The following is a 20765-nucleotide window of genomic DNA, read 5'->3' on the forward strand; positions in this document are numbered from 1 at the left end:
TCGACGGGCATGAGTCGTGCTTACAGTTCTGCCGGAGAGTCGAGCGGACAACGGGGGACACATGGGTGGGCACGTCGACATATGGGGCGCCAGTCCGGGAGAGGACGCCATGGATGGCGGTGAAGATCCCGCCGCCGTGGCACTAGTCGAGACCTCCGTGCCCGGCGTCTACCTTGCCAGCGGGGACCTGTCCGTCCTCGGCACCCACGTCGTGCCGCTGACCTTCGACCCCGGTGCGGCAAAGTCGAAGGCAGCCGACGTGGCGGCCATGGCGGTGGGGGGCGCAAGCCTGGCCGCCCAGGTAGCCCACGGCATCAATTCGGCCCGGGGCCTGGTTCGTCTTTCCCCGGAGACCATGGCGGCCTTGAAGGCGGGGGCTAAGCCGTTCACCAAGGACGGCTGGAACCTCGGCACGCTGAAGGACGGCAATCAGTTCGCACACTCGGTGCGCTGGGCTCCGGCCGGCGCCCAGGGTGCCACCTCGGTCGCGGCGTCCGCCGGTCCGGCGGCGGCAATCATGGCCATCCAGATGCAGCTCGCTGAGATCTCCGCGCTGGTGGAGGAGAACATCGCCCTCACCCGGTCGCTGCTGCAGGCGGTCGAGGACGAGCGGTGGGCGAGCGCCAAGTCGCACTTCGATGCGATCGCCGAGGAGTTCGGCCACGCTAACGCGCTGGGGGAGGTGACGCCCAGCATCTGGGGTCAAGCGCAGGCACAGGCCAGCGAGACGAAGCTGCGCGAGCTGCTGGAGCTGTCTTTGCGGGCCGCGCGGCGGCATCACGAGGAGCTCACCGCACTGGAGACCTCGCCGGCCCGCCGCACGTGGCTCGACACGAACGCCAGGAGCGTCACGCAGGAGGCGCAGACGCTGCTGATGGCGCACAGTGCGTGGCTCCGCTACCAGGCGCTGCGCGCGGGCTACCTCCACCGGACTGCGGCAGAAGATCCTCAGGACGCTGCTCTTCTCGAAAGGGTGATCGCGGGGGCCCAGCGAAGGGATGCGGAGGTGCGAGCCGTGGCCTTCCCTCTTCTCGAGGACGTCTACCGGCTGCTGCGCATGCTGGAGGAGGGCACGGGATCCGCCTGGAAGAAGCTCTTCCCGGGTGTCCGGAATCGAGAAGCGGTGCGCGCGGCGGCCGGCTACGTCGCGACCCAGCTGGGCGCACTCGCCGGCCATCACGGCGCCTACCAGGCCGATCCCCCACCGGCCCCGGTGGAATTCACCCTCCTTCCCCTCAACCCTTTGAAGGCGGTCACCTCGCGGCTCCGCTGGATCCTCCGAGAGGGCGAGACGCTGGTGGCGGTGACGAAGTCCGGTGGCTGGCGGGAGCTGGAGCGCTACCTCGTGTTCACGAGCAGCCGCATTCTGATCGTTCGCGAGGGCAATTTCCTCAGTGACGGCGATGTCGACCAGGAGCTCCCGTGGACCTCGGTGCGGACTGTGGCCAAGGTTCCCGACAGCGATCGGGACGACGGGTTTGACCTCCGGATCCAGCACGGGCCTGTTGAGAAGCCGGATGTCCGCACGTTCGCGCTCCGGGACTCATCGCTTACACACCGCGGCGATGCTTTCGTGAAGCGGTTGACCGCCCTGGTGGGCGAGGAGACAGGCATCGGGTCCATCTCGTCCCCGGACGCGGCAGTTGCGACCGTGCGCACTGATTGACAGCCCGCACCAGCGAGTATTCGACGCCAGGCACCAAGGCTGCAGCAGAAGCCCCACCCCGGGAGTGTTCCCGCGTCGCGGACCGATGGAGGCGCTGCCGGGCGTATGGCGGCCCACCTCGACAGGGCGCGGTGCAGCGAGAAGCCCCACGAGCGTGCCGGTCGTGGCGCTGCCCGAGGATGTGAAGACGTCGACATTCCAAGCGTAGGACCGTCAGTACCGCTAGATGCCTTCTCCTGATGAGCGCTGACGGAAGCGGAGACCGATTTCATGCCGAGCACCATCGCCTGGCTCGATTCCAGCCGGGAAGAGCAGCGCCGAATGCGCGAGGTGATCAATCTCTTCGCTCAGACGGAGAGCCGCGACGAACTCGGCATCGGTCAGGTCCGGGACGCGTTCAGCGATCTGCTCTTCCCGGGCACGTCCACGCTGCACACCCGCGCGAGATATCTGCTCCTCATCCCGTGGTGTTACCGATCGGCCGCCAAGGCGGCCCGGGATGCCGAGGATCTTGAACGGCGGGCAAGCCAGAACGAACGGCGCCTCATCGTTGCCCTGAACGACGCCGGCGCCACCGACGGCCTAATCGGCCGCCAGGTGCTGACCAAGCTCAAGACGCTTCCGTCCACGCTCTACTGGTCGGCCCTCGGCCAATACGGCGTTCTGGTTGGCGGCCTCGCCGACGAGTGCGATCAGCGCGCACCACACCAGGAAGCCGACGAACTCGTGGAGCGGGCCCCGCACATGTGGGACGTGCCTCCGCCACCCGAGGGCTTCCCTGAGACCGCCTCAACTTTGGACCTCTCCTTCGACGAGGCCGTCTGGGTGAAGGACCATCTCGTCCGTGGTAGCCGGGGGTCGCTGCTCGAGGTGCTTCTGACAGGGCAGGCAAGCGACTGGCTTCAGCTGGAACACGCTTGGGACGTCCCGACTAACGACCCAGATCTGACCGCGCTTCGCCAACACGCCAGGCTCTTCTCGCTCTGCGTCCACGGAGCCGCGCTGTCGTACAACTTGGCGCTCGCGAAGAAGTACGACAGCGCGGGCTACGACACGGTCCCGAATCCGGTGGATCGCTACAGCGACGAGATCACGGGCTGGATCGACCGAGTCAAGGAGGAGGCGACGACGCTAAGTGACTGGGATCTGCCCGACATGTGGAGCAGGGTCAAGGCGAAAAATCCCAACGTCAGCTGGGCGACCCGACGGTTCTTCGAGGACTGGGTCGAGCTCCTTCGGCAAGGGGCATCTCCGGATGACGGGTCGGCAATGTCCCTGGTGTGTGCGCGCGAGCGGGCAGTAAAGAAGACCCAGTCGCGCTTGATCAACGAGAAGCTTCTGCGTGGTTGGTCAGGAGCCTCGGGGACGCGACCATTGACTTACCGCTGGAGCAATGTTCAGCAGCTGGTGGGCGACGTGGTGGATGGGTTGTCGCGTGCTACCCCCTGACGTCCGGGCGATCCTGAGCGACCTGCTCAGGCCACCGGTGGGCGCCGAGCTTGTCCAGGCGGTGGGGACGACGTTCACCGTCGACCTCGCTACGGCCCTCGCTGTACCTCTCAGTTTCGCCTCTCGCGACCTCGGCTCCGTTCCGGATCCAATCGGTGTCATGGAGGCCGTACGCAGCACCGCAGATCGCATCGACGTCTTCTATCAGGCCGGGCAGGCCGCCGTGCCACCGCAGGCGAGCGATGTGCTCGCGTTCCTGGAGCCGGTCCTGCACCCGGTGACTGCCTCGCGGGCTGGCCACCTCTTCCATCCAAAGCTCTGGCTGATCAAGTTCCAGGACGTCGAGAAGAATGTCTCGTATCGCCTTGTCTGCATGACGAGAAACCTCACTGGCGACCGCAGCTGGGACGCGGTGATCTCCCTTGACGGCGGGCCGGGTCCCCGTCGCGAGGCGGGCAATCAGCCGCTCAGCGACCTGATCAGCGCTCTCCCCCGCCTGTGCACCACGCGGCTACCGGACGAGCGCCAGCAGCGGATTGAAGCCTTCGCGGCTGAGATTCGCCGTGCGGTCTGGGAGCTTCCTGACGACGTCAAGGAGATCGCGTTCCACGCGCTCGGCGTCAGCAGGCGCGCCACGCCGCCCGACTACTCGGGCTACCGCCGCCTCGTCGTCTCCCCGTTCGTCGACGAGGAAGGGCTTGCGATCGTGGCCCCCCAGACCAGGGACGGCGGGTTCCTCGTCAGTAGGCCAGAGCACCTCGACCGGCTGCCCGAGCTGCCGAACGACCTCCATCCCAAAGTGGTCAGTGTCCTGGCGGAGTTTGAGGACGAGCGAGCCGCAGGCGAACTCGGTGGACTCCACGCAAAGATCGTCGCCGTGGAGCGTGCGCGCCTGACGCATCTGTTCATCGGTTCGGCGAACGCGACCCGCGCCGCCTTTGATGGCAACGTGGAGTTCGTGGTCGAGCTTGTTCTTGGCGCAGCCAAGTACAGCGTTGACTCGTACCTCTCGAGCGACACCGGCCTCGGCGCCCTGCTCGAGGACTACACCCCGCAGACGCGGCCCGAGGACCCGGAGGAGAAGCAGCGCGCTGTCCTGCGCAGTCGCCTGCGACAGCTGGCCGAGCTTCCGTGGACGATGCAGATTGGGCAGCCGGCTGAGACGACCTACGACCTCCGCCTCCGGTCCGGCAAGCCGCTGTCCGATTGGGCGCATGACCTCTCTATGGAGCTGCTCAGCCGACGCGGGGAGGCGGTCAGACCGCAACCGGGGCAGGAGGCGGACGAGACGTTCACAAGGGTGGAGCTAGCCGACATCACCCCATTCCTAGTCGCCACTCTGCGAGAGGGGGATGTCGCGGAGTCGAGCGTCATTCCCGCGGGGCTCATTGGGGATCCTGAGGACCGACTGGATGCTGTCCTCGCCAGGCAGGTGGACACGCCTGAGAAGTTCCTGCGCTTCGTCCTCCTGCTGCTAAGTCTGACCGGGCAACTGGCGCAAGCACCCGCGGCCGGCAGCAGTACCGGCTCTTGGGCATCGACGGCCGCTCAGGGAGTCTTCGAACTCCTGGCCCGCGCCCTGGCCGACGAGCCGTCAGTTCTCGATGACCTTGAGCGCATCGTTGACCGGCTCGGACGGACCGAGGCAGGTCGAGCGGTGATGCCGGAAGGCTTCGCCGACGTTTGGGCGACTATCCAGGAGGCTCGCGGCCTGATGGGGGCCCGGACATGACCGAGGCCTTCACGGCGGCGCCACATCTCGCCCGGCTCAAGGACTTCCAGCGACAGACGGTGCGGCACGTCGTGAACCGGTTCTATGACGGCCCCACGCCCACCCGTCGCTTCCTCGTCGCGGACGAGACTGGCCTCGGCAAGAGCGTTGTCGCCAGGGGCGTCATCGCGGAGACCGTTGAACGGCTACTGCGCGATGACCACACCGAGCGCATCGATGTCGTCTACGTGTGCTCCAACAGTGACATCGCAGCGCAGAACCTGGCCCGGCTCAATGTCGTCGGCAGCGACAGGGTCGAGTTCAGGACTCGTCTCACCATGCTTGCGGCCCACTCACACGATTTGAACAGCGGGGCCGAGCGCTACGGGAAGGCCATCAACCTGATTGCGTTCACCCCTGCCACGTCGTTCGAGAAGGGTTGGCGCACCGGCAAGGCCGAGGAGCGGGCTCTGCTCGCGGTTCTCGTGGAACGGATGCTCGAAGTCTCCGGATACGAGCGGACCGCCCTGCACCGGGCCCTGCAGGGCGGGGTGCATACGTTGGATCGCTTCCGCGGAGAGATTGAGCGGTACCGAGCCCTCGACTTGGACCAGACGATCGTCAACGCCTTCGCGACGTCCCTACAGGGGAGCCCTCCACTTGCCCAACTTGAACGACTCATCGTCGATATCGGCCAGAAGCGCCACCTGACGGAGGAACAACGCGAACGCACTCGCGTGATTACCGGCGAGCTTCGCGACCATCTTGCTCGCGCGAGCGTCCATGCCCTCGAGCCAGACCTGATCATTCTCGATGAGTTCCAGCGATTCCGGCACCTTCTCGCACTAAATCAAACGGGCGGGAAGAGCGAAGCAGCCGAGCTCGCGCACCATCTCTTCAACTGGGACCAGGCGCGCACGCTCCTGCTATCGGCGACTCCCTACAAGGCCTTCACGCTCGCCGAAGAAGACGATGCGGGGACCGACCACTACACCGACTTCATGACGACCCTGGAATTTTTGTCGGCAAACGACGAGGCGTGGCTGGCGAGCGTTCGCGGTGCGCTTGCCCAGCACCGGGGCCAGCTTCTCGCCGGACAGGACGTCCGGCAAGTCGCCAACGAGCTGCGCAAGCTCCTGCTGCAGTTCATGTGCCGTACGGAGCGACCCACTGTGGACGGGGCGCGCATCGAGGTCTCCACACCGGCAACCGGCGTGACGGCCGCTGACCTTGTCGACTATGTCGGCTTGCGCGACCTTGCCCGAGCCGTCGACGGGCAGGTGCAGGTCGAGTACTGGAAGTCGGCGCCGTACTTCGTCAACTTCCTCGAGGGCTACCAAGTCGGTGAGCGACTCAAAAGCCGGCTCAAGCAGAACAGTCAAGATGAGGCCCTGAACGCCGCTCTGGCGCGAGTGTCCCGGCTAAATCCCTCCGGACTGACTCGCTACGAGCCCTCCGACATGGGCAACGCCCGATTGCGGGCTCTCGCCGCACGGACCGTCGGTGACAGTTGGTGGCAACTGCTGTGGATCCCTCCGTCAATGCCCTACATCGGCCCAGACGGCCCTTACGCCCAGCCCTTCGCCGATCGCATCACCAAGCAGCTGGTCTTCTCGTCATGGTCAGCCACCCCCACGGCCATCGCAAGCCTCCTGAGCTACGAGGCGAACCGGCTACTCGCCGAGGGATCCAGCAAACTGACCGAGAACACCGCGACGGCGCGCGGGCGGCTCGCAACGTTGTTGGACTACCGCATGGAGCAAGGTCGGCCGGGCGCGATGAGCACTCTCGCCCTCTTCTGGCCGCACCCCGAACTAGCACGCGTAGCTGATCTCTTGGAGGCGGCGCGTAGCTCGCCGGCTAGGTTACTTGAGGCGACGGACGCCGAAGCATGGGTCCTACAGCGGTTGCGGAACGCGGCGACGACGGACAGCTCCGGAAAATCCACCGACGTGATCAGCGACTTCTTCGCGTGGCCTGGGTCGATTCCCTCTGGGGCGCGCCAAGGGGCTGCGAACGTACTGAGCGGAAGCCTCCAAGAAGAGGAGCGGCCAGATGATGACGAGCACGGCCAGCACCACAGCGCCCGGCTTGCCGCACACGTGCATGAAGCACTCTCTGCGGCATCCTCGCGTCACCCCTCACCCGACCTCGCTCATCTGGCCGCCTTCAGCCCTGGAAATGCGGCCTGGCTCGCTCTCAACCGCCTAGTGACGGCCGACGATGATGTCGACGAAGAAGCCCTGTGGTCGGCCGCGGCGGTGCTGGCCAACGGTCTACGTTCGCTGTTCAACCGGACCGAGAGCACGCTGCTTTTGGAGCGCCTCTACCCCGATCTGCACTACTGGCAGGCGGTGCTGGCCTACTGCCGGGCCGGCAACCTTCAGGCTGTGCTGGACGAGTACCTGCACCACCTGCGCAGCACATCAGGAGAAGACCGGCTTACCGGCTCAACGCTGCGAGACCTTGCTCGTACGGCCGTAGCGACCTTGTCGATGCGGCCGTCGCCGTACAAGGCGTTCGACCCGGATGACCCGGACGAGGGCATTCCGTTCAGTAGCCGGTTCGCCCTCCGCTATGGGACGGCCCGGGGGCAGGCCGAGGACGTCCGTTTGCCGGAGATTCGCGCGGCGTTCAACAGCCCCTTCTGGCCATTCGTGCTGACCAGCACAAGCGTCGGCCAGGAGGGAATCGACTTCCACTGGTGGTGCCACTCGGTCGTGCACTGGAACACGCCCTCGAATCCGATCGACTTTGAGCAGCGCGAGGGACGAGTCAACCGCTTCGGGGGGCATGCCGTGCGCCGCAATCTGGCTTCCAGCCACCGCGAAGACGTCCTCCGGAGCGACGAGCCGGACCCGTGGAAGGCGGCCTACGACGCAGCGAAGGGCACCCTGCCGGCACTCGGCGACTTCTGCCCCTACTGGGTATTTCCAGGCCGATATGCGGTCGAGCGGCACTTGCTTCCATTCCCCTTGAGCAAGGACGGCGCGCGAGCGAGGGCGCTGAAGCGCGACCTCGTCCACTACCGGCTGGCACTCGGTCAGCCGCGCCAGGAGGACCTGCTCGCAGCGCTAGGAGACGCAATGACGGTGACACCGATCGACCTGCGTCCCCCCGTTTGAGAATCAACGCCTCCCCCCGATTGGGAGCCTTCGGACTTTCCGCCAACACGTGGTCGGCCCTCACCACGCGAGTCACGTAAACGTTGGATCCACAAATCGCGACCCTGATTCAAAGATCACCGATATGTGAAGTTGGCTAAGCAGCTCCAACATATCCCTTGCGGGGGCTTCCGGCAGGAGGACCGCAAGGCTCGGAGGTGGAGAAATCCGTCGCCGATAGTCCATCAACTGACCGATTGCATATCGGATGTACTCCCGCGAACTCTTGGCTTTCGCCTCGATGAGGAGGTTCTGCGCGGGGTCGAAGAGATCGACACGTAGCGCACCTGATTCGGAGGGCAGGAGCACGCTGCTCATGTCCCGTCCCTTCTTCGCGAGCCAGGCGAGGTAGCGAGTCACGAGTTGCGCCTCGGCGCGGACGACGATCCGAGTAACCTCCGACAGCGTCACTTCTGTCTCGGTGATGCGCATCTGCTCCGTGTCGACAAGCCTGGTGACCGAGCTACCGGGGACCTGCATGACGCCGGGAGGTAGGCCGGCTAGCAGCCGCTCTCGGGCCTCGGCGGCCAGCCGCTCGCGCACCTGGCGGTCGGCCGCCATGGCCCTGAAGACCGCGAGCGCTTCGCCGGTTACCGGCTTGAGTCCTGTTCCGGGGTGGAGCGTCCCTTGGAAATTACCAAGCCGGCGACTGATCGACCCCGTAGTACGCCTGGTGAGCTTGGCAAGCTGCTCGACCTCGGGGTCGCGAGCACCTGAGCTATGCCCGCGCCTCAAGTAGAGGTCGGCCGCGACGATGTATTCATCCAAGGACCAAAGCTGACCGGTTGGGTCTTGTTCTGTCACGCGCGCATCGTGGCATGGCGAGGAGTCCCTAACAGCAGCTAGACGGAATGCGCCGCTCCTCCCGCGCGGGCGCCGCCAACCGCGGCTCAGCCGTGGTGCAGCCGGTCCAACGCCGGGGCAGCCAGGTCCCAGAGCTCTCGGAAGCTAGCGAGGACCTGCAGGACAAGTGCCGACGGGTCCAGCGACGCACCCGGCGGCGACTGCACGTATCGCCAGAACGGGAAGGTCCGACCCGACGAGCCCTTGAGCTGCGCCCGCACCGGTCGCATGGCCTCGCTGATCTGCCGACGGCGTTCCTCGTCGGCCGTGTCGGCGGGAAGTCGCACGGCGACGTAGGGCCACTCGTTGGAGCCCGTGGCAAGTAGGCGGGCACGCTCCCACTGGATGACGACGCTGACATCCGCGGTTCCGTTGTGCTGCCAGATCGGACGGCGCAGGCCACCTCTGGGCCAGGAGCCGGAGTCCAGATCGTTGGTCTCCAGCTCGGCGTCGAGTTCCTCGGCGAGTTCTTCCAGCTGGGTCACGACGCCGACGAGGTGCTTGTCCAGGAGCTGGCGGCCTTCTGTGCGCAGAGCGGCCCAGGTCTCGATGTCGTGCCGGTGATCGAGGTAGAACCACGCCTTCGCGTCGGCGTCTTCGCGCGCAGAGATGATCGGGTCAGACACGGTGGTAGGCCTCCAGGGTGGCGATGTAGTCGTGGACGCCGGGTGCCACCCCGGTGATCAAGGTGGCGGCCGTGCGGGCGATACCGGCGACCTGCTCCCAGGTGAGTGCTCGCCACCGGCCCCGGCTGTCCACGGCGGTGGTCGGCAGCCGCTGGCCGCGGGTGAGGAAGACGAAGCACGGCGCCGGCTCGACCTGCCAGTGCGCGTACAGGCGGTCCAGCTGACGGTCCTGCTCGACGGCGAAGGTCTTGGCCTCCACCACGATCGTCCAGTCGCCGCCGTAGACGACGAGGTCGGCGCGGGTCTCGTCCCGCTGCTCCTCCAGCGCCACCCGCACGCCGGCCTCTGTACCGGAGCCGTCGATCGCGAGGTACTCGAGCAGCCCGTCGAGCACAGCGGGGCCGAGGCCGTGGTGGCCATCCGAGCGCAGCAGCCAGGCAAGCCCGGCGGTCATCGCCAGTTCCCGGTATTGCTGAACGAGGGCCGCGAGCAGCGTCCGCGGGCCGCCCCGCCAGCAGCCCGCCTGCACGAGATTCCGCTGCCTTTCCTGCAGCTCTCCCAGGCGGACCTTCCACTGCGTCACCACGGCAGCGTCGCGCGCCCGATCGGCAGCGCTGAGCGCCCGCCACTCTTCGGCTACCGTCGCGCGGCGCTCTCGCCATCCCTGCACAACTTCGACGGGCGCTGCCGGCGCCGGAGGCAGCGCCGTCACTGGGCGGGGGCGAACGTCGCGTCCACCGTGAACGCGAGGTCCTCCCAGCGCTTGTACTCGCCGCCGAGGCTGAATCCGAGATCCTGCAGCTGCAGAGCCGCGCCGGCGTTCACCGACGTCGACTGCTCCGTCTTGATGCCGAAGTGGAACTGTTCGGCCCCGGCATCGGCTGCGGTACGCATCAGCTTGAACATCGGATCCCGGTCAGGCCAGATCAGGTCGTCGAGCAGTGGCTTCGCCTTACCGGCACCGGCGATGCGGATGGCGAGCTTGCCGCTGTCATCGCGGCCCAGCCCCATCGTCAGTGAGACATCCTCGACGTTAGGCAGTCCGATCCCGCCCTCAGCCTTCGCTGCCTTGCCGATCGACTCGCGCCAGGTGATCTCGACGTCCCGTGCGCCCAGCGACAGCAGGTACCTGGTCGCCTCGATCGACTTCTCGTTCAGCACAAGGCGGTGGAAGCCGGCGTAAGGCATGTAGTCGCGGCGCCGCAGCGGGTGACGGGCGTACACGTCACCGACGTTCGGCCCACTCTCCGGGAAGAAGAGTAGATCGCGCTTCATGAGTTGCCGGGCATCCTCAAGGGCGATCAACGCAACATGCGGTGACGACCCTCCCGAGCGCAAACCCTTCCATGCCAGTGAAACGAGGGGCACTACGAACCCAGCGCTCAGTCCTGCCACAAAAGCCTCTACCGCTACCTTCTGCCAGGTGGGTTCGGGCGCGGGAAAGGCCTCTGGCTGGTCGACGACAGCGACCACATCGCCGAAGTCCCAGCCATCCAGGTCCACCATCTGACCACGCGGCGCGTTGGTCACTCTGCGACCTCGGCGGCGATCCTCTCGGCCTGCTGCACGACCATCAAAACGCGCCTCCTGGTTCTGGGGTGAAGTACCTCGTCATCCGTGCCGTCACGCAACCGTGGCGTCTGGAAGAGCACGGTCTCTGACCTGGTGGAGAACGGTCACGATCCCGTCGACCTCATCCTCGGTGAAGATCGAGTCCGGGCCGTGCGGTGCGCTGTCGATGAACGGCGACTCGTAGAGCCGCTCCACCTCCATCGCCCCGTTGGCGGTCAGGTGCTCGACGATGAGCTGGACGAACCGGATCTGGTTGGCCGAGTACGCGCCGTCGGACAGGTAGCGGTCGAACGCGGCGGTCGCGGCCTCGCGGTCGAGGCCGACCAGGGAGCGGATGAACAGCCCGAGCCCGTGGGACTCCTCGCGGGCGCGGGCGATGTCGGCCTCGCTGCCGGCGCCGGACGTCACCAGCATCGCCTCCAGGGACGCCAGGTCCTCCGGGGTGAGCTGGAGGTTGCGGCGGAGCCGCTGCAGGGCCAGGTGGTCATCGTGGTCGCGGAGGTAGGCGCGAGCCTTCGCGCGGAACCGCTCCCAGTTCGTTCCGGGGGTGACGCCGGGCAGTTCGACGATGCTGCTCTCGCCGAGCTCGTCCGCGAAGTTGGAGTAGACGACTGCGCGCCGGGACTTCTCCACGAAGCGCACGAGCCCGCGGATTCGGCGCCGGGCGAGCTCGAGCATCGGGAGGGTGACGTCGACCCACCACTCGTCGCCGGAGAGCTCCTCGAGCAGCTGCTCCTGAGCCTTGACCGAGGGGATCGCGGTCTGACCGAGCAGGGCGGCGGCGATGTCCTGGACCTGCGTGCGTAGCCGCTCGAACTGGATGGCATCGCCATCGAGCTGGGCGAGCTGCAGCCGCAGCAGGATCAGGTCGAAGCGCTTGGCGTCCTCGTCGTCGTCCCGCTTGGTGGAGGGCAGGCCAGCGAGGTGGTGCGCGATGTCGCCGGCCTTCTCCGGGGTTAGCTGATGCCAGGCATCCCAGTTGGAGTACGTCTCGACCCACTGCCGGGCCGGGCGGACCAGGAAGTTGTCGACGTTCATGCCGACCACCACCTCGTGCAGCGTCCAGGCCGCGTCCACGCGCAGGCCGCGTTCGCTGACCTCACCCTGGCCGACCTCGGTCTGGCCGCCGGAGTCGGCGCCGGCGCCGGTCTGGTCCAGTGCGGCGAGCAGTCCCAGGCGTGCCTCGAACAGCCGCTCGGCGAGCGACTTCTGCAGCGAGCCGCCGGAGTCGGGCAGGTCCTGGCTAAAGAATTCGAGGTTGCCGCAGAAGTCGAAGACGTAGAAGTTCTTCTTGTCCTCGCCCGGCCCGTAGAGGTCAGGGCACAGGCGGGTGCCGCGGCCGATCATCTGCCAGAACTTGCTCTTGGCGCGCACCAGCTTGAAGAAGACCAGGTTGACAACCTCGGGGACGTCGATGCCGGTATCGAGCATGTCGACGGAGATCGCGATGTGAGGCGCCTTCTCCTTGCTCGAGAAGTCGTCGATGAGGCTCTGGGCGTAGGTCACCGAGTGGGTGATGACGCGGGCGAAGTGACCGGCGTACTCGGGGTAGTTGGCGTCGAAGCGCTTCTGGATGAACTCGGCGTGGGCCTGGTTCTTGGCGAAGATGATGGTCTTGCCGAGCCGGTCGCCGCCGGCGACCTTGTGGCCGTTCTGCATGAGGGTGGCGAGGACCTTGTCGACGGTGTCGGCGTTGAAGAGGAACTTGTTGAGTTCCTCGGCCGTGACGGCGTCTGGGACGTCGCCGTCCTCGCTCCACTCGATGGAGTCCCAGTCGTCCTTCTCCTGCTCGCTGAGCTCGTTGTAGCGGATGCCCTCGCGGAGGAACTTCGTGGGCACCGACACCGCCACGGGGGGCACGAGGTAGCCCTCGGCAACGGCCTCATCGAGGCTGTAGGCGTCGGTGGGCACCCCGTCCTCGAGGTTGAACAGCGTGTAGGTGTTGCGGTCGACTTCGTCCTTCGGAGTGGCGGTGAGGCCGACCAGCAGGGAGCCGAACCAGGAAAAGATCGCCCGGTACTTCTGGTAGACCGACCGGTGGGCCTCGTCGATCACGATCAGGTCGAAGTAGCCGGGCCCGAACAGCCGGAGGCCGCCATCGGTCTCGTTGATTAGGTTCATCATCGTCGGGTACGTCGAGACGTACACCCGGCCATCGGCGACCTTCTCGGTCACCAGGTTGACCGTGGTCGCGTTCGGCAGGTGCGCCTTGAACGCCCCGACGGCCTGGTTGACCAGGGCGGTGCGGTCGGCGAGGAACAGCACCCGCTTGACCCAGCCCGCCTTCATGAGTTGATCGACCAACGCGATGACCGTCCGGGTCTTGCCGGACCCGGTGGCCATCACGAGCAGCGCGGCCCGCTGCTTGGCGGCGAACGTCTCCCCCACTGTCCGGATCGCGCGCTGTTGGTAGTGCCGGCCGACGATGGTCTTGTCGATGGACGCGTCTGCCAGCGGCAGACGGCCGGTGCGGCGGTGCACCATGAGTTCGAGCTCGTCGGCGGCGAAGAAGCCCTCGACCCGACGCGGCGGGTAGCCGGCGGCGTCGTCCCACAGCCAGGTCTGGTAGCCGTTGGTGTAGAAGATCACCGGCCGGCGGCCCGTCATCTTCTTGAGGCTGTCGGCGTACAGCTTGGCCTGCTGCTGACCCACGGCGGGCTCGACGGTGGTCTTCTTCGCCTCCACCACCGCCAGCGGCAGCCCGTCGCTCCCCCACAGCACGTAGTCGACGTAGCCCTTGCCCTCGGCGTTGGGCATGCCGGTGACCTCGAACTCGCGGTCCCGGGTAGCGGTGAGCTGCCAGCCCGCCTCGCGGAGGAGCTCGTCGATGATGAGATCGCGAGTCTGAGCTTCGGAGTAGTCGTGCGTGTCGGTCAGCGTGTTCGCGGCCTGCACGGCCTTGATCTGCTGGCGCAGCTCTTCGATCTCGGCGTCCTTCGCCGCGGCGACCTCGTCGCGCTCCTTCAGCGCGCGGGCGTGGGCCTCGTCCTGCTGGTGGAACTTCTCCGCCAGCTTGACGACGTCGGCCCGGCTCAGCGGGGCCTGACTGCCGGCGAGCTTCGGGTCGAAGACAGCACCGGTTGGCACCGCCGCCGGGTTGGTGGAGTAGCGGAAGGCCGTCCACACCACCACGTGGTGCAACTCGCGGAGAACGTCCACGGCGGCTCGGGCCGGGATGGGTTGCGTGTCATGGACTGCCCGGTTGCCGAGCTTGCGGATCAGATTCAGCTTCTGGCCGATGCCGACGCCGACCCGGCGCTGGAAGGCCGGCTCGTTGACTCGGGCCGCGAGGTCGTCCCTGTATGGGGTGGTCAACCCGTCAACGTCATAGATGAGCCCGACAAGCTGCTCTGCCGCACGACGAGCGTAGAAGCAGGCCGATCGAGGATCAGAGCCGAGATGGCCTTCGGCCCGCGTGCAGTCGGCGTGAATGGAAGGCCATTCTTCCTTCACGAAGTAGAAGTTGCTCACGGCCCCATCCTGGTACGACAGCGGCTAAAGTCAGGCATTTAGAGCCGCCCCGAGAAAGCCTGATCATGAAGCGAGGCAAAGACAGAGTCGAGCGCTTGTCTGTGCGCCAGAGCGCGGTCCACATGCTCCCTGACCAGACGGAGCCTATTCGCATACTCGCGCTGCAGACTAAGCGGCGCCACAGGCAGTTCTATCGTCGCCAGGTTTTTCGCGTAGACAGCGAAGACGCTTGTGGTCCCAGACTTCCTCGAATCCAACTGTCGGCGTCCGTCTGAAGACCACAGGAAACCGTGCACATAGTCCGATAGGACTGCATCAGTAAATCGCAAACGCAACAGGTTGTTATTGAACAGCCGCGAGCGTCCCCGGTAGACAACACTTTTTCCCACGAGTTCCCGGGTGTTGCGGGTATTGAACAGCAGGTCGCCGTCCTCAACAGAGCATCGCTCGACTTCATCTGCATTGGCTGCCACTCTGGTCGGCGATGACAGCGCGAGGTCCCCATCGCGTGTTATCGCGTCCATCTTCACGTACTCGTAGGGTAAGTCACCTCCCTGTTCGGATGCAGACCTAACGAGGCCCAGGCGGCTGTCACTGATCAGGGAACCCAATCGCACCACTGGCCAGGACGCGCAACTTCTGAACATGACCGAATACAGAGACCGCCTCATGTCAGCGAGGATGGCGAGGGTCGCCCCACGCTTTTCACACACGGCGCTCGCTTGATCCAGGATGGTCGCGATACGGCGCTGCTCCTCGAATGGTGGTAGCGGTATGATCAAGTCATCCAGGTGCTCATTCTTCAAGTTGTTTATGTTGACACCCTCAGCGAGGGAAGTCACCTTTTTTCTATAAGCTCGAGTCTGGAAGTAGTGAGCAAAGTACGAAGGGTGCACGTCGGCAGTGGGGCGCAAGACCTTGCAGAAAGCCCCAAATCCTCCTTCGAAGTCGAAGAGGCTGCGCGCAGCCTTCCCAACGACTTCCAGACTTCCACTGGAAGCGGCGATGACGATGTCGTTTCTCTTTACCTTCTGCTTGTCGCGCACATAACTGGCAGGCACGTACAGCAAGTCCGTAAAGTCTAGGCGCCCATCTTGAATGTTCCCGGCCCGCAGAACAGGCAAGTACCCCGGAGTTGACCCTGGGGACGAGTCCGCCTTCGCAAACGTGACGCCACGGATCTGTTCAGCAATCTCCCCGACGCGCACACGACGTACCGTCATGACAGCATTGCCTTCAGTTCTGCAAGGCCTCGCGCAATCTCAACTTCCAACTTCTCGAGGTCGGCAATCATCTCAAGTGGCGCCTGATGCTCGACCTCGTCGTGGACCGTCTCCTTGTAGCGGTTGAGCGAGAGATCGTACGCCTGGGCGACAATGTCCGATTTGGGCACACAGAAGCTCTGTTCGGTGCGCCCACGATGCAGTTCGCCACCGCCCCGCTCCCACCAACGCGCAAGCACATCCGGAAGGTCATTCATTTCGGTCGGAATGCGTTTGTCGTCAAGACTGAAGCCGTCGGCCTGCACGTCGTAAAACCAGACATTATCGGTGCCGCCGCTGTTGGTCTTCGTAAACAGCAGGATCGCGGTCGACACGCCCGCGTACGGCCTGAACACCCCCGACGGCAGCTTGACCACGGCGTCAAGCTTCTGGTCCTCAACGAGAGCCCGGCGGAGGGCCTTGTGCGCAGTGGATGACCCGAAAAGCACCCCGTCAGGGACGATGACGGCAGCCCGCCCACCGGGCTTGAGCAGCCGCAGGAACAGCGCCAGGAAAAGCAGTTCCGTCTTCTTGGTCTTGACGACCCGCTGCAGGTCCTTCGACGTGGACTCGTAGTCGAGGCTGCCAGCGAAGGGGGGATTCGCGAGAATCAGGGAGTAGACGCCCTCCTCGCCCGTCGCGCCCTCCGAAAGGGAGTCGCGGTAGCGGATGTCGGGCTGCTCGACCCCGTGCAGCAGCATGTTCATGCTGCCGATGCGGAGCATCGTTGAGTCGAAGTCGTAGCCGTGGAACATGCTGCGGTGATAGTGCTGTCGCTGCCGGTCGTCGGTCATGACCGTGGGGTGCTCGCCACGCACGTACTCGGAAGCGGCCACGAGGAAGCCGGCGGTGCCGCAGGCCGGGTCGCAGATCTCGTCCGACGGCTGCGGGGCAGTCATGGCCACCATCAGCTGGATGATGTGCCGCGGCGTCCGGAACTGGCCGTTCTGACCCGCGCTGGCGATCTTGCTGAGCATGTACTCGTAGAGGTCGCCGTTGGTGTCGCGGTCATGCATAGGGACGTCGTCGAGCATGTCGACGACACGGGAGAGCAGCGCCGGTGTCGGGATAGTGAACCGGGCGTCCTTCATGTGCTCGGAGTAGGTGGACCCATCGCCGCCGAGTCGACGCAGGAACGGGAAGACGCCCTCACCGATCACCTGGTGCATGACCCCGGGCTCGAAGTCCTTGAACCGGGACCAGCGCAGATCCGCCTCGCCGGGCTGGAAGATCGGGTCCTCGATCGGCTTGCCAGTGCGGTTCGCCTTCCGCTCCTGCAGGGTCTGCAGGTCGTCAAGCCGACGGATGAAGAGCAAGTAGGTGATCTGTTCGATGACCTCGAGGGGGTTGGAGATGCCTCCGGACCAGAAGGCGTCCCAGACTCTGTCGATCTGGCTCTTCAGCTCACCGGTGATCACGCTGCGTCCCAAGCGTCTGCCGGGGTCCCGGCCACCACACCGCAGAGCCCAGCTGCCCCCAGCAGCCCGCCCCTCAGCGCCCGCCGTCCAGCCGCGTTCATCCCATCGCGCGGTGCCACCAGCTACTCCCTTGATCGGCCCCCCAACGGGAGCGCCACTGGCACGGTAACTGGCGGCCGTCCCACAGTGGGCGACCCGACACCGTCAGTGACACCAAGGAGCGGGTGGCTCCCGATGCACCGTCTTCACGCCATGTGGGGGAAGTGCGTGCGATTTGCGCCTGGGAACGCATAAGTTCCCTGGCAACGGGGCGGAGGTTGGCGGTTGCCAGACGATAGACAGTGGAGCGAGGCGCTCTGCGACTGGTTCTTTAGGCCTGAGTTCGCTGGTCAACCGGCATACCTCTCGTGCGATCCAGCAGTCCCCTCACTGATCGCAGAAGCCCACGGCTGGGGACTGCCCGATTCGCTCAGTGACTTGCTGAGGGCCGTCAGGGCTCGCGTCAAGCACAGCCAGCCCCTGGACCCATGGGTGCGACAAGCCATCCAGTGGCGCCGAGAGGGGAGCGTCGGGAACCCGCCGTGGGTGGCCGTGCTCGCAGTGACCGTGCTAGCCGCGTCGGGGGCCGGCAGGGAAGAAGACGGCCGCGTGCTGCACGAGCGGGCCTACTACCGTCCACTCCGACAGCTCCTGGGACTTCTGGCCGGTGCCCAACCGCCCGGGTTCGACAGCGACATCCGAATGCTCTGGACCTTCCTGAAGGAATGGCTGGACGACCACCTCGAGGGCTCTCGAGGGCTCTCGACGGCACGCGCTCCCCGTCACCTGTCGAACGTGGGCTGGGCTATGTCGCAGGTCGTGCTGACATCGGCGGAGCGGTCCCGACTGCCAGAGTTCTTCCAGCTCATCGGCGCCGTCCCAGGCGAGGACATCACCCCCGACGCACTGCTCGCGAGCTACCTGCGGTGGGGATCGAGGCGCAGAGCGTCTCGGATCCATGACGACGTCCGTGCGCAATCGAACTTCGCGGAAATGCTCGGGGCAGCACTCCACCAAGCCCTGATTTCCTGGGATGGGCGTCCGCGTGACGAGCGCGGACGGACCACGCTTCCCCTTCTGCTCGGCTACTACAGCTCACGAGGGCAGCTTCGGCTCGTCTCCCGGGCGGCCCACGGACTGGAGAATCGTGGTCTGAAGGTCGGTGCGGACGAGGTCTACATCGGAGCGCGAGACGAGCTGTTCGTGGTGCCCGGTGATCCGGACACGGCCCTAGCTGGTCGCCCTATTCGAGCATCACTCTCTCCGTCGGAGCAGGACCCCGTCTCGGTGGCGATCGATATCCAGATGCGACTCCTTAGTACGGACATCCACGTGCTCGCCTCCAACGGCGAGCTGGGGATGTGGGTTGAGGTGGCCGCCGCGTCACTCGACCAGGAACACGTGATCATCGTCCGCGATCAAGTCGCCCCGGAAGCCGAGCGCGCGATGACGGATCTGGGGGGCGGGGCCATGCGGCTGCCCCGCATCCGACTGCCGGCGGGCTGGTGCGCGTATCACCGTTTTCACCCAACGCGACTGGCACAGGTCCCGGTTCACCTCTCAGCCCTCGTCCCTGGCCGAACGGAATTGGCCCAGTTGACCGGGGGGCTCCCCGTCGATCGCCTACGGAAGCTCTGGCTGACCGACGGCCCTCCTGACGTGATCCTGCCGGAAATTCTAGATGCGCAAGCAGGCCGAGTGCTGCGGCTGGACGGCGCCGAGCTGCCGTGGCCCGACGACAATCGCCTGCGGCTGCGGTCCCTTGGGCTTCACTCCGGCGATCACGAACTGAGCGTCGCCGGGCGCACGATGCGACTCACTCTCCTCGACGAGGTGGTGGACCACGCGGGCCACGGCGACGCTCGGCTCACGGTCGAGCGACAGCCCGTCGAACAAACCTTCCTGGCGAGAGCCCGGGCGGCCGGCGCCAGCCACGGGTCACCGACGTCCCCCACCGACGCATGCATCACCGTCACCCTGTGCGGCGCCCGGCTAAGCACGACCGAAGGCAGCCTGCCGCTTCTTCCGCGCCCACACCAACTGCGGGTTGGCGGGTGCTACTACGTGCTCGGGGCTCCTGGGCAGGCCGCTCGACTCCGGCCGGTCGCGCCGCCCTGGCTCACGGCCGTCGAGCCACCGCTGTATTCGCGCGACGCTGACCTTGAGTCGACCATTGTCGGCCTTTCCTTCGCGCCACGCTGGTTGCTCTACGTGCCAGCAGGCCGACGGGCGACGGTCACCGATATCTCGGACGTCTCCGCGCGTGCCGGCCGTGACACTGCAGTTCGCGCGCCCGATTTCGGCGCGGAGATCTGGCAGCAAGCTTCACGGCATCTTGAACTCGCCGAAGTCGCGCCTCAGGACATGTCGGCCTGGCGGGCCTGGTTGTCTGCTGCTGGCTCGGCGGGCCAGTACCGCCGCTCAACTATTGGACGGCAGCCGTGAGCGTTGACCATGACCTCCTGCTGCGGTGGTGCTCCGAACGCGGTTCCGGCTCGTTGACCGCATTCCGGGAGGCCCACGATTGGCTCCGCGATGAAGCGGCTGACCCAGACTCGGGAAGCCCCGAAGCCCGTCCGCTCCAGGAGCGGTGGACCTGGGCGCTGCAGTCCCTGCAAGCCCTCGGACACGTAGAGGTGGATTGGCTGAAGCGACGATGGCACGTCGCTCCTCCCGTCGTGAGCACGCTGACGGACGGCGGAGGTTTCGCGCTCCTCTGTGGCGCCAGGCCTGCAGCCCTCGTCCGCCGACTCGACAACATCGTCGAGGATCCAGATCCGCGGCTACGGGAACTTTCATCGAACGTGGTATTCGACCTGCCGGTTCCCCAGCGCGGCGCCCCCGCATTGCGCCTGCTTCAGGTCCCTGCCCTGAAGGACGTTAAGGAACTGTGCTCGAAGCTAGGCATCTCCTTCGTCGACCGCGTCGCCGACCAGCTTCTGGGGCTCGTCCCTGATCTGAACGGGCTTCTGCGCCCCGGGAGGAGAGAGGACATCCCCGGGGGCATCGCTCCGGCGAAGATGACCGACTTGCCGGGTCGGCCGCTGTTCGTCGACCTCGACGCGGACCCCGGTGAGGCGGGGGCCTACGAAGTTCGACTCTATGACTCACCCCGCTACTTCTATCGACACAGTCCCGGCAGGGTCTTCGAGGCAGAGCGAGGAGCGGTCGTGTGGGCTGAGCTGCGCCGGACGGAACGGCATGTCCTTCGGTACGACGCCGCCCGCCACAGCCTTCTCGTGCCCCCCAGGATGCGCCTGCCCTCCCTGTACGACCGGGCCGCCACGCTGCGCAGCGGACTGCTGCCCCAGCTGGAAAAAGTCGAGGTCCCGGCTGGCGTCGAGCGTGTCCGCCCACTGGCGCTCCTGCGGTACGCGAACATCGACGTGCCGTTCGCGGAGCGGCTCGCGGGTTTGCTGGATCAACCTCTCCAGCAGCTCGGCCCCCCGGCCCCGAGACCGGGAGCATTCGCGCCCCCAGTCCCACGCCGCTCGACGCAGGCGTCGTCGCCCCCTCAGGGAAGGTTGCAGCAGAAGTGACTACG

13 protein-coding genes are annotated in these 20765 nt (G+C 66.0%); 6 read left to right on the forward strand and 7 right to left on the reverse strand.

Annotated elements, in window-relative coordinates; all coding sequences use genetic code 11:
- The first annotated feature begins 157 nt into the window (after positions 1-157).
- The 4 genes from MODMU_RS19490 to MODMU_RS19505 all read left to right on the forward strand — a co-directional run bounded on the left by MODMU_RS19490 (position 158) and on the right by MODMU_RS19505 (position 7951).
- Positions 158-1666 carry a hypothetical protein gene (locus MODMU_RS19490; protein WP_166503548.1) on the forward strand — a complete coding sequence of 503 codons (1509 nt, stop codon included), beginning with the start codon at positions 158-160 and terminating at the stop codon, positions 1664-1666.
- Positions 1667-1936: 270 nt separating this feature from the next.
- Positions 1937-3115, forward strand: coding sequence for a DUF6361 family protein (locus tag MODMU_RS19495; RefSeq protein ID WP_014742092.1), 1179 nt, complete (start codon positions 1937-1939; stop codon positions 3113-3115).
- A gap of 160 nt (positions 3116-3275) precedes the next feature.
- Positions 3276-4847: a phospholipase D family protein gene (locus MODMU_RS19500; RefSeq protein ID WP_166503549.1), complete on the forward strand. Its 1572-nt coding sequence runs from the start codon at positions 3276-3278 to the stop codon at positions 4845-4847.
- Positions 4844-7951: a helicase C-terminal domain-containing protein gene (locus tag MODMU_RS19505; protein WP_041795460.1), complete on the forward strand. Its 3108-nt coding sequence runs from the start codon at positions 4844-4846 to the stop codon at positions 7949-7951. The genes MODMU_RS19500 and MODMU_RS19505 overlap by 4 nt, the downstream gene beginning before the upstream one ends.
- A 72-nt stretch (positions 7952-8023) precedes the next feature.
- On the opposite strand, the gene MODMU_RS27255 is transcribed toward MODMU_RS19505, so the two are convergent.
- The 7 genes from MODMU_RS27255 to MODMU_RS19535 form a co-directional block, all read right to left on the reverse strand.
- On the reverse strand, positions 8024-8758 hold the full coding sequence (locus MODMU_RS27255; RefSeq protein ID WP_166503550.1) for a hypothetical protein: 735 nt from the start codon (positions 8756-8758) through the stop codon (positions 8024-8026).
- Between the two features lie 122 nt (positions 8759-8880).
- Entirely contained in the window at positions 8881-9459 is a 579-nt protein-coding gene (locus MODMU_RS19515) for a hypothetical protein (RefSeq protein ID WP_041795463.1), read from the reverse strand.
- Positions 9452-10042: a PD-(D/E)XK nuclease family protein gene (locus MODMU_RS27260; protein ID WP_166503551.1), complete on the reverse strand. Its 591-nt coding sequence runs from the start codon at positions 10040-10042 to the stop codon at positions 9452-9454. The genes MODMU_RS19515 and MODMU_RS27260 overlap by 8 nt, the downstream gene beginning before the upstream one ends.
- Positions 10043-10167: 125 nt before the next feature.
- Positions 10168-10989, reverse strand: coding sequence for a hypothetical protein (locus MODMU_RS19525; protein WP_014742098.1), 822 nt, complete (start codon positions 10987-10989; stop codon positions 10168-10170).
- A 93-nt stretch (positions 10990-11082) separates the two neighbouring features.
- Positions 11083-14502 carry a DEAD/DEAH box helicase family protein gene (locus tag MODMU_RS19530; RefSeq protein WP_014742099.1) on the reverse strand — a complete coding sequence of 1140 codons (3420 nt, stop codon included), beginning with the start codon at positions 14500-14502 and terminating at the stop codon, positions 11083-11085.
- A 38-nt stretch (positions 14503-14540) separates the two neighbouring features.
- Positions 14541-15725, reverse strand: a complete 1185-nt coding sequence (locus MODMU_RS27910; protein ID WP_014742100.1) for a restriction endonuclease subunit S — start codon at positions 15723-15725, stop codon at positions 14541-14543.
- The gene (locus tag MODMU_RS19535) at positions 15722-17182 is read right to left on the reverse strand and encodes a type I restriction-modification system subunit M (RefSeq protein ID WP_014742101.1); all 1461 of its coding nucleotides are present in this window, start codon (positions 17180-17182) and stop codon (positions 15722-15724) included. The genes MODMU_RS27910 and MODMU_RS19535 overlap by 4 nt, the downstream gene beginning before the upstream one ends.
- Before the next feature lie 591 nt (positions 17183-17773).
- On the opposite strand from MODMU_RS19535, the gene MODMU_RS19540 reads away from it, so the two are divergent.
- Complete coding sequence (locus MODMU_RS19540; protein WP_041795465.1) at positions 17774-19666, forward strand: hypothetical protein; 1893 nt, start codon at positions 17774-17776, stop codon at positions 19664-19666.
- A gap of 233 nt (positions 19667-19899) precedes the next feature.
- The gene (locus MODMU_RS19545) at positions 19900-20760 is read left to right on the forward strand and encodes a hypothetical protein (protein WP_166503553.1); all 861 of its coding nucleotides are present in this window, start codon (positions 19900-19902) and stop codon (positions 20758-20760) included.
- The last annotated feature ends 5 nt before the right edge of the window (positions 20761-20765 follow it).

The organism is Modestobacter italicus, from assembly GCF_000306785.1.
GTDB classification, from domain to species: Bacteria; Actinomycetota; Actinomycetes; order Mycobacteriales; family Geodermatophilaceae; genus Modestobacter; species Modestobacter italicus.

Coding starts and splice junctions, on each gene's coding strand:
- MODMU_RS19495 (WP_014742092.1), top strand. CDS start 1,937: ATGCCGAGCACCATCGCCTGGCTCGATTCCAGCCGGGAAGAGCAGCGC.
- MODMU_RS19500 (WP_166503549.1), top strand. CDS start 3,276: ATGGAGGCCGTACGCAGCACCGCAGATCGCATCGACGTCTTCTATCAG.
- MODMU_RS19505 (WP_041795460.1), top strand. CDS start 4,844: ATGACCGAGGCCTTCACGGCGGCGCCACATCTCGCCCGGCTCAAGGAC.
- MODMU_RS27910 (WP_014742100.1), bottom strand. CDS start 15,725: ATGACGGTACGTCGTGTGCGCGTCGGGGAGATTGCTGAACAGATCCGT.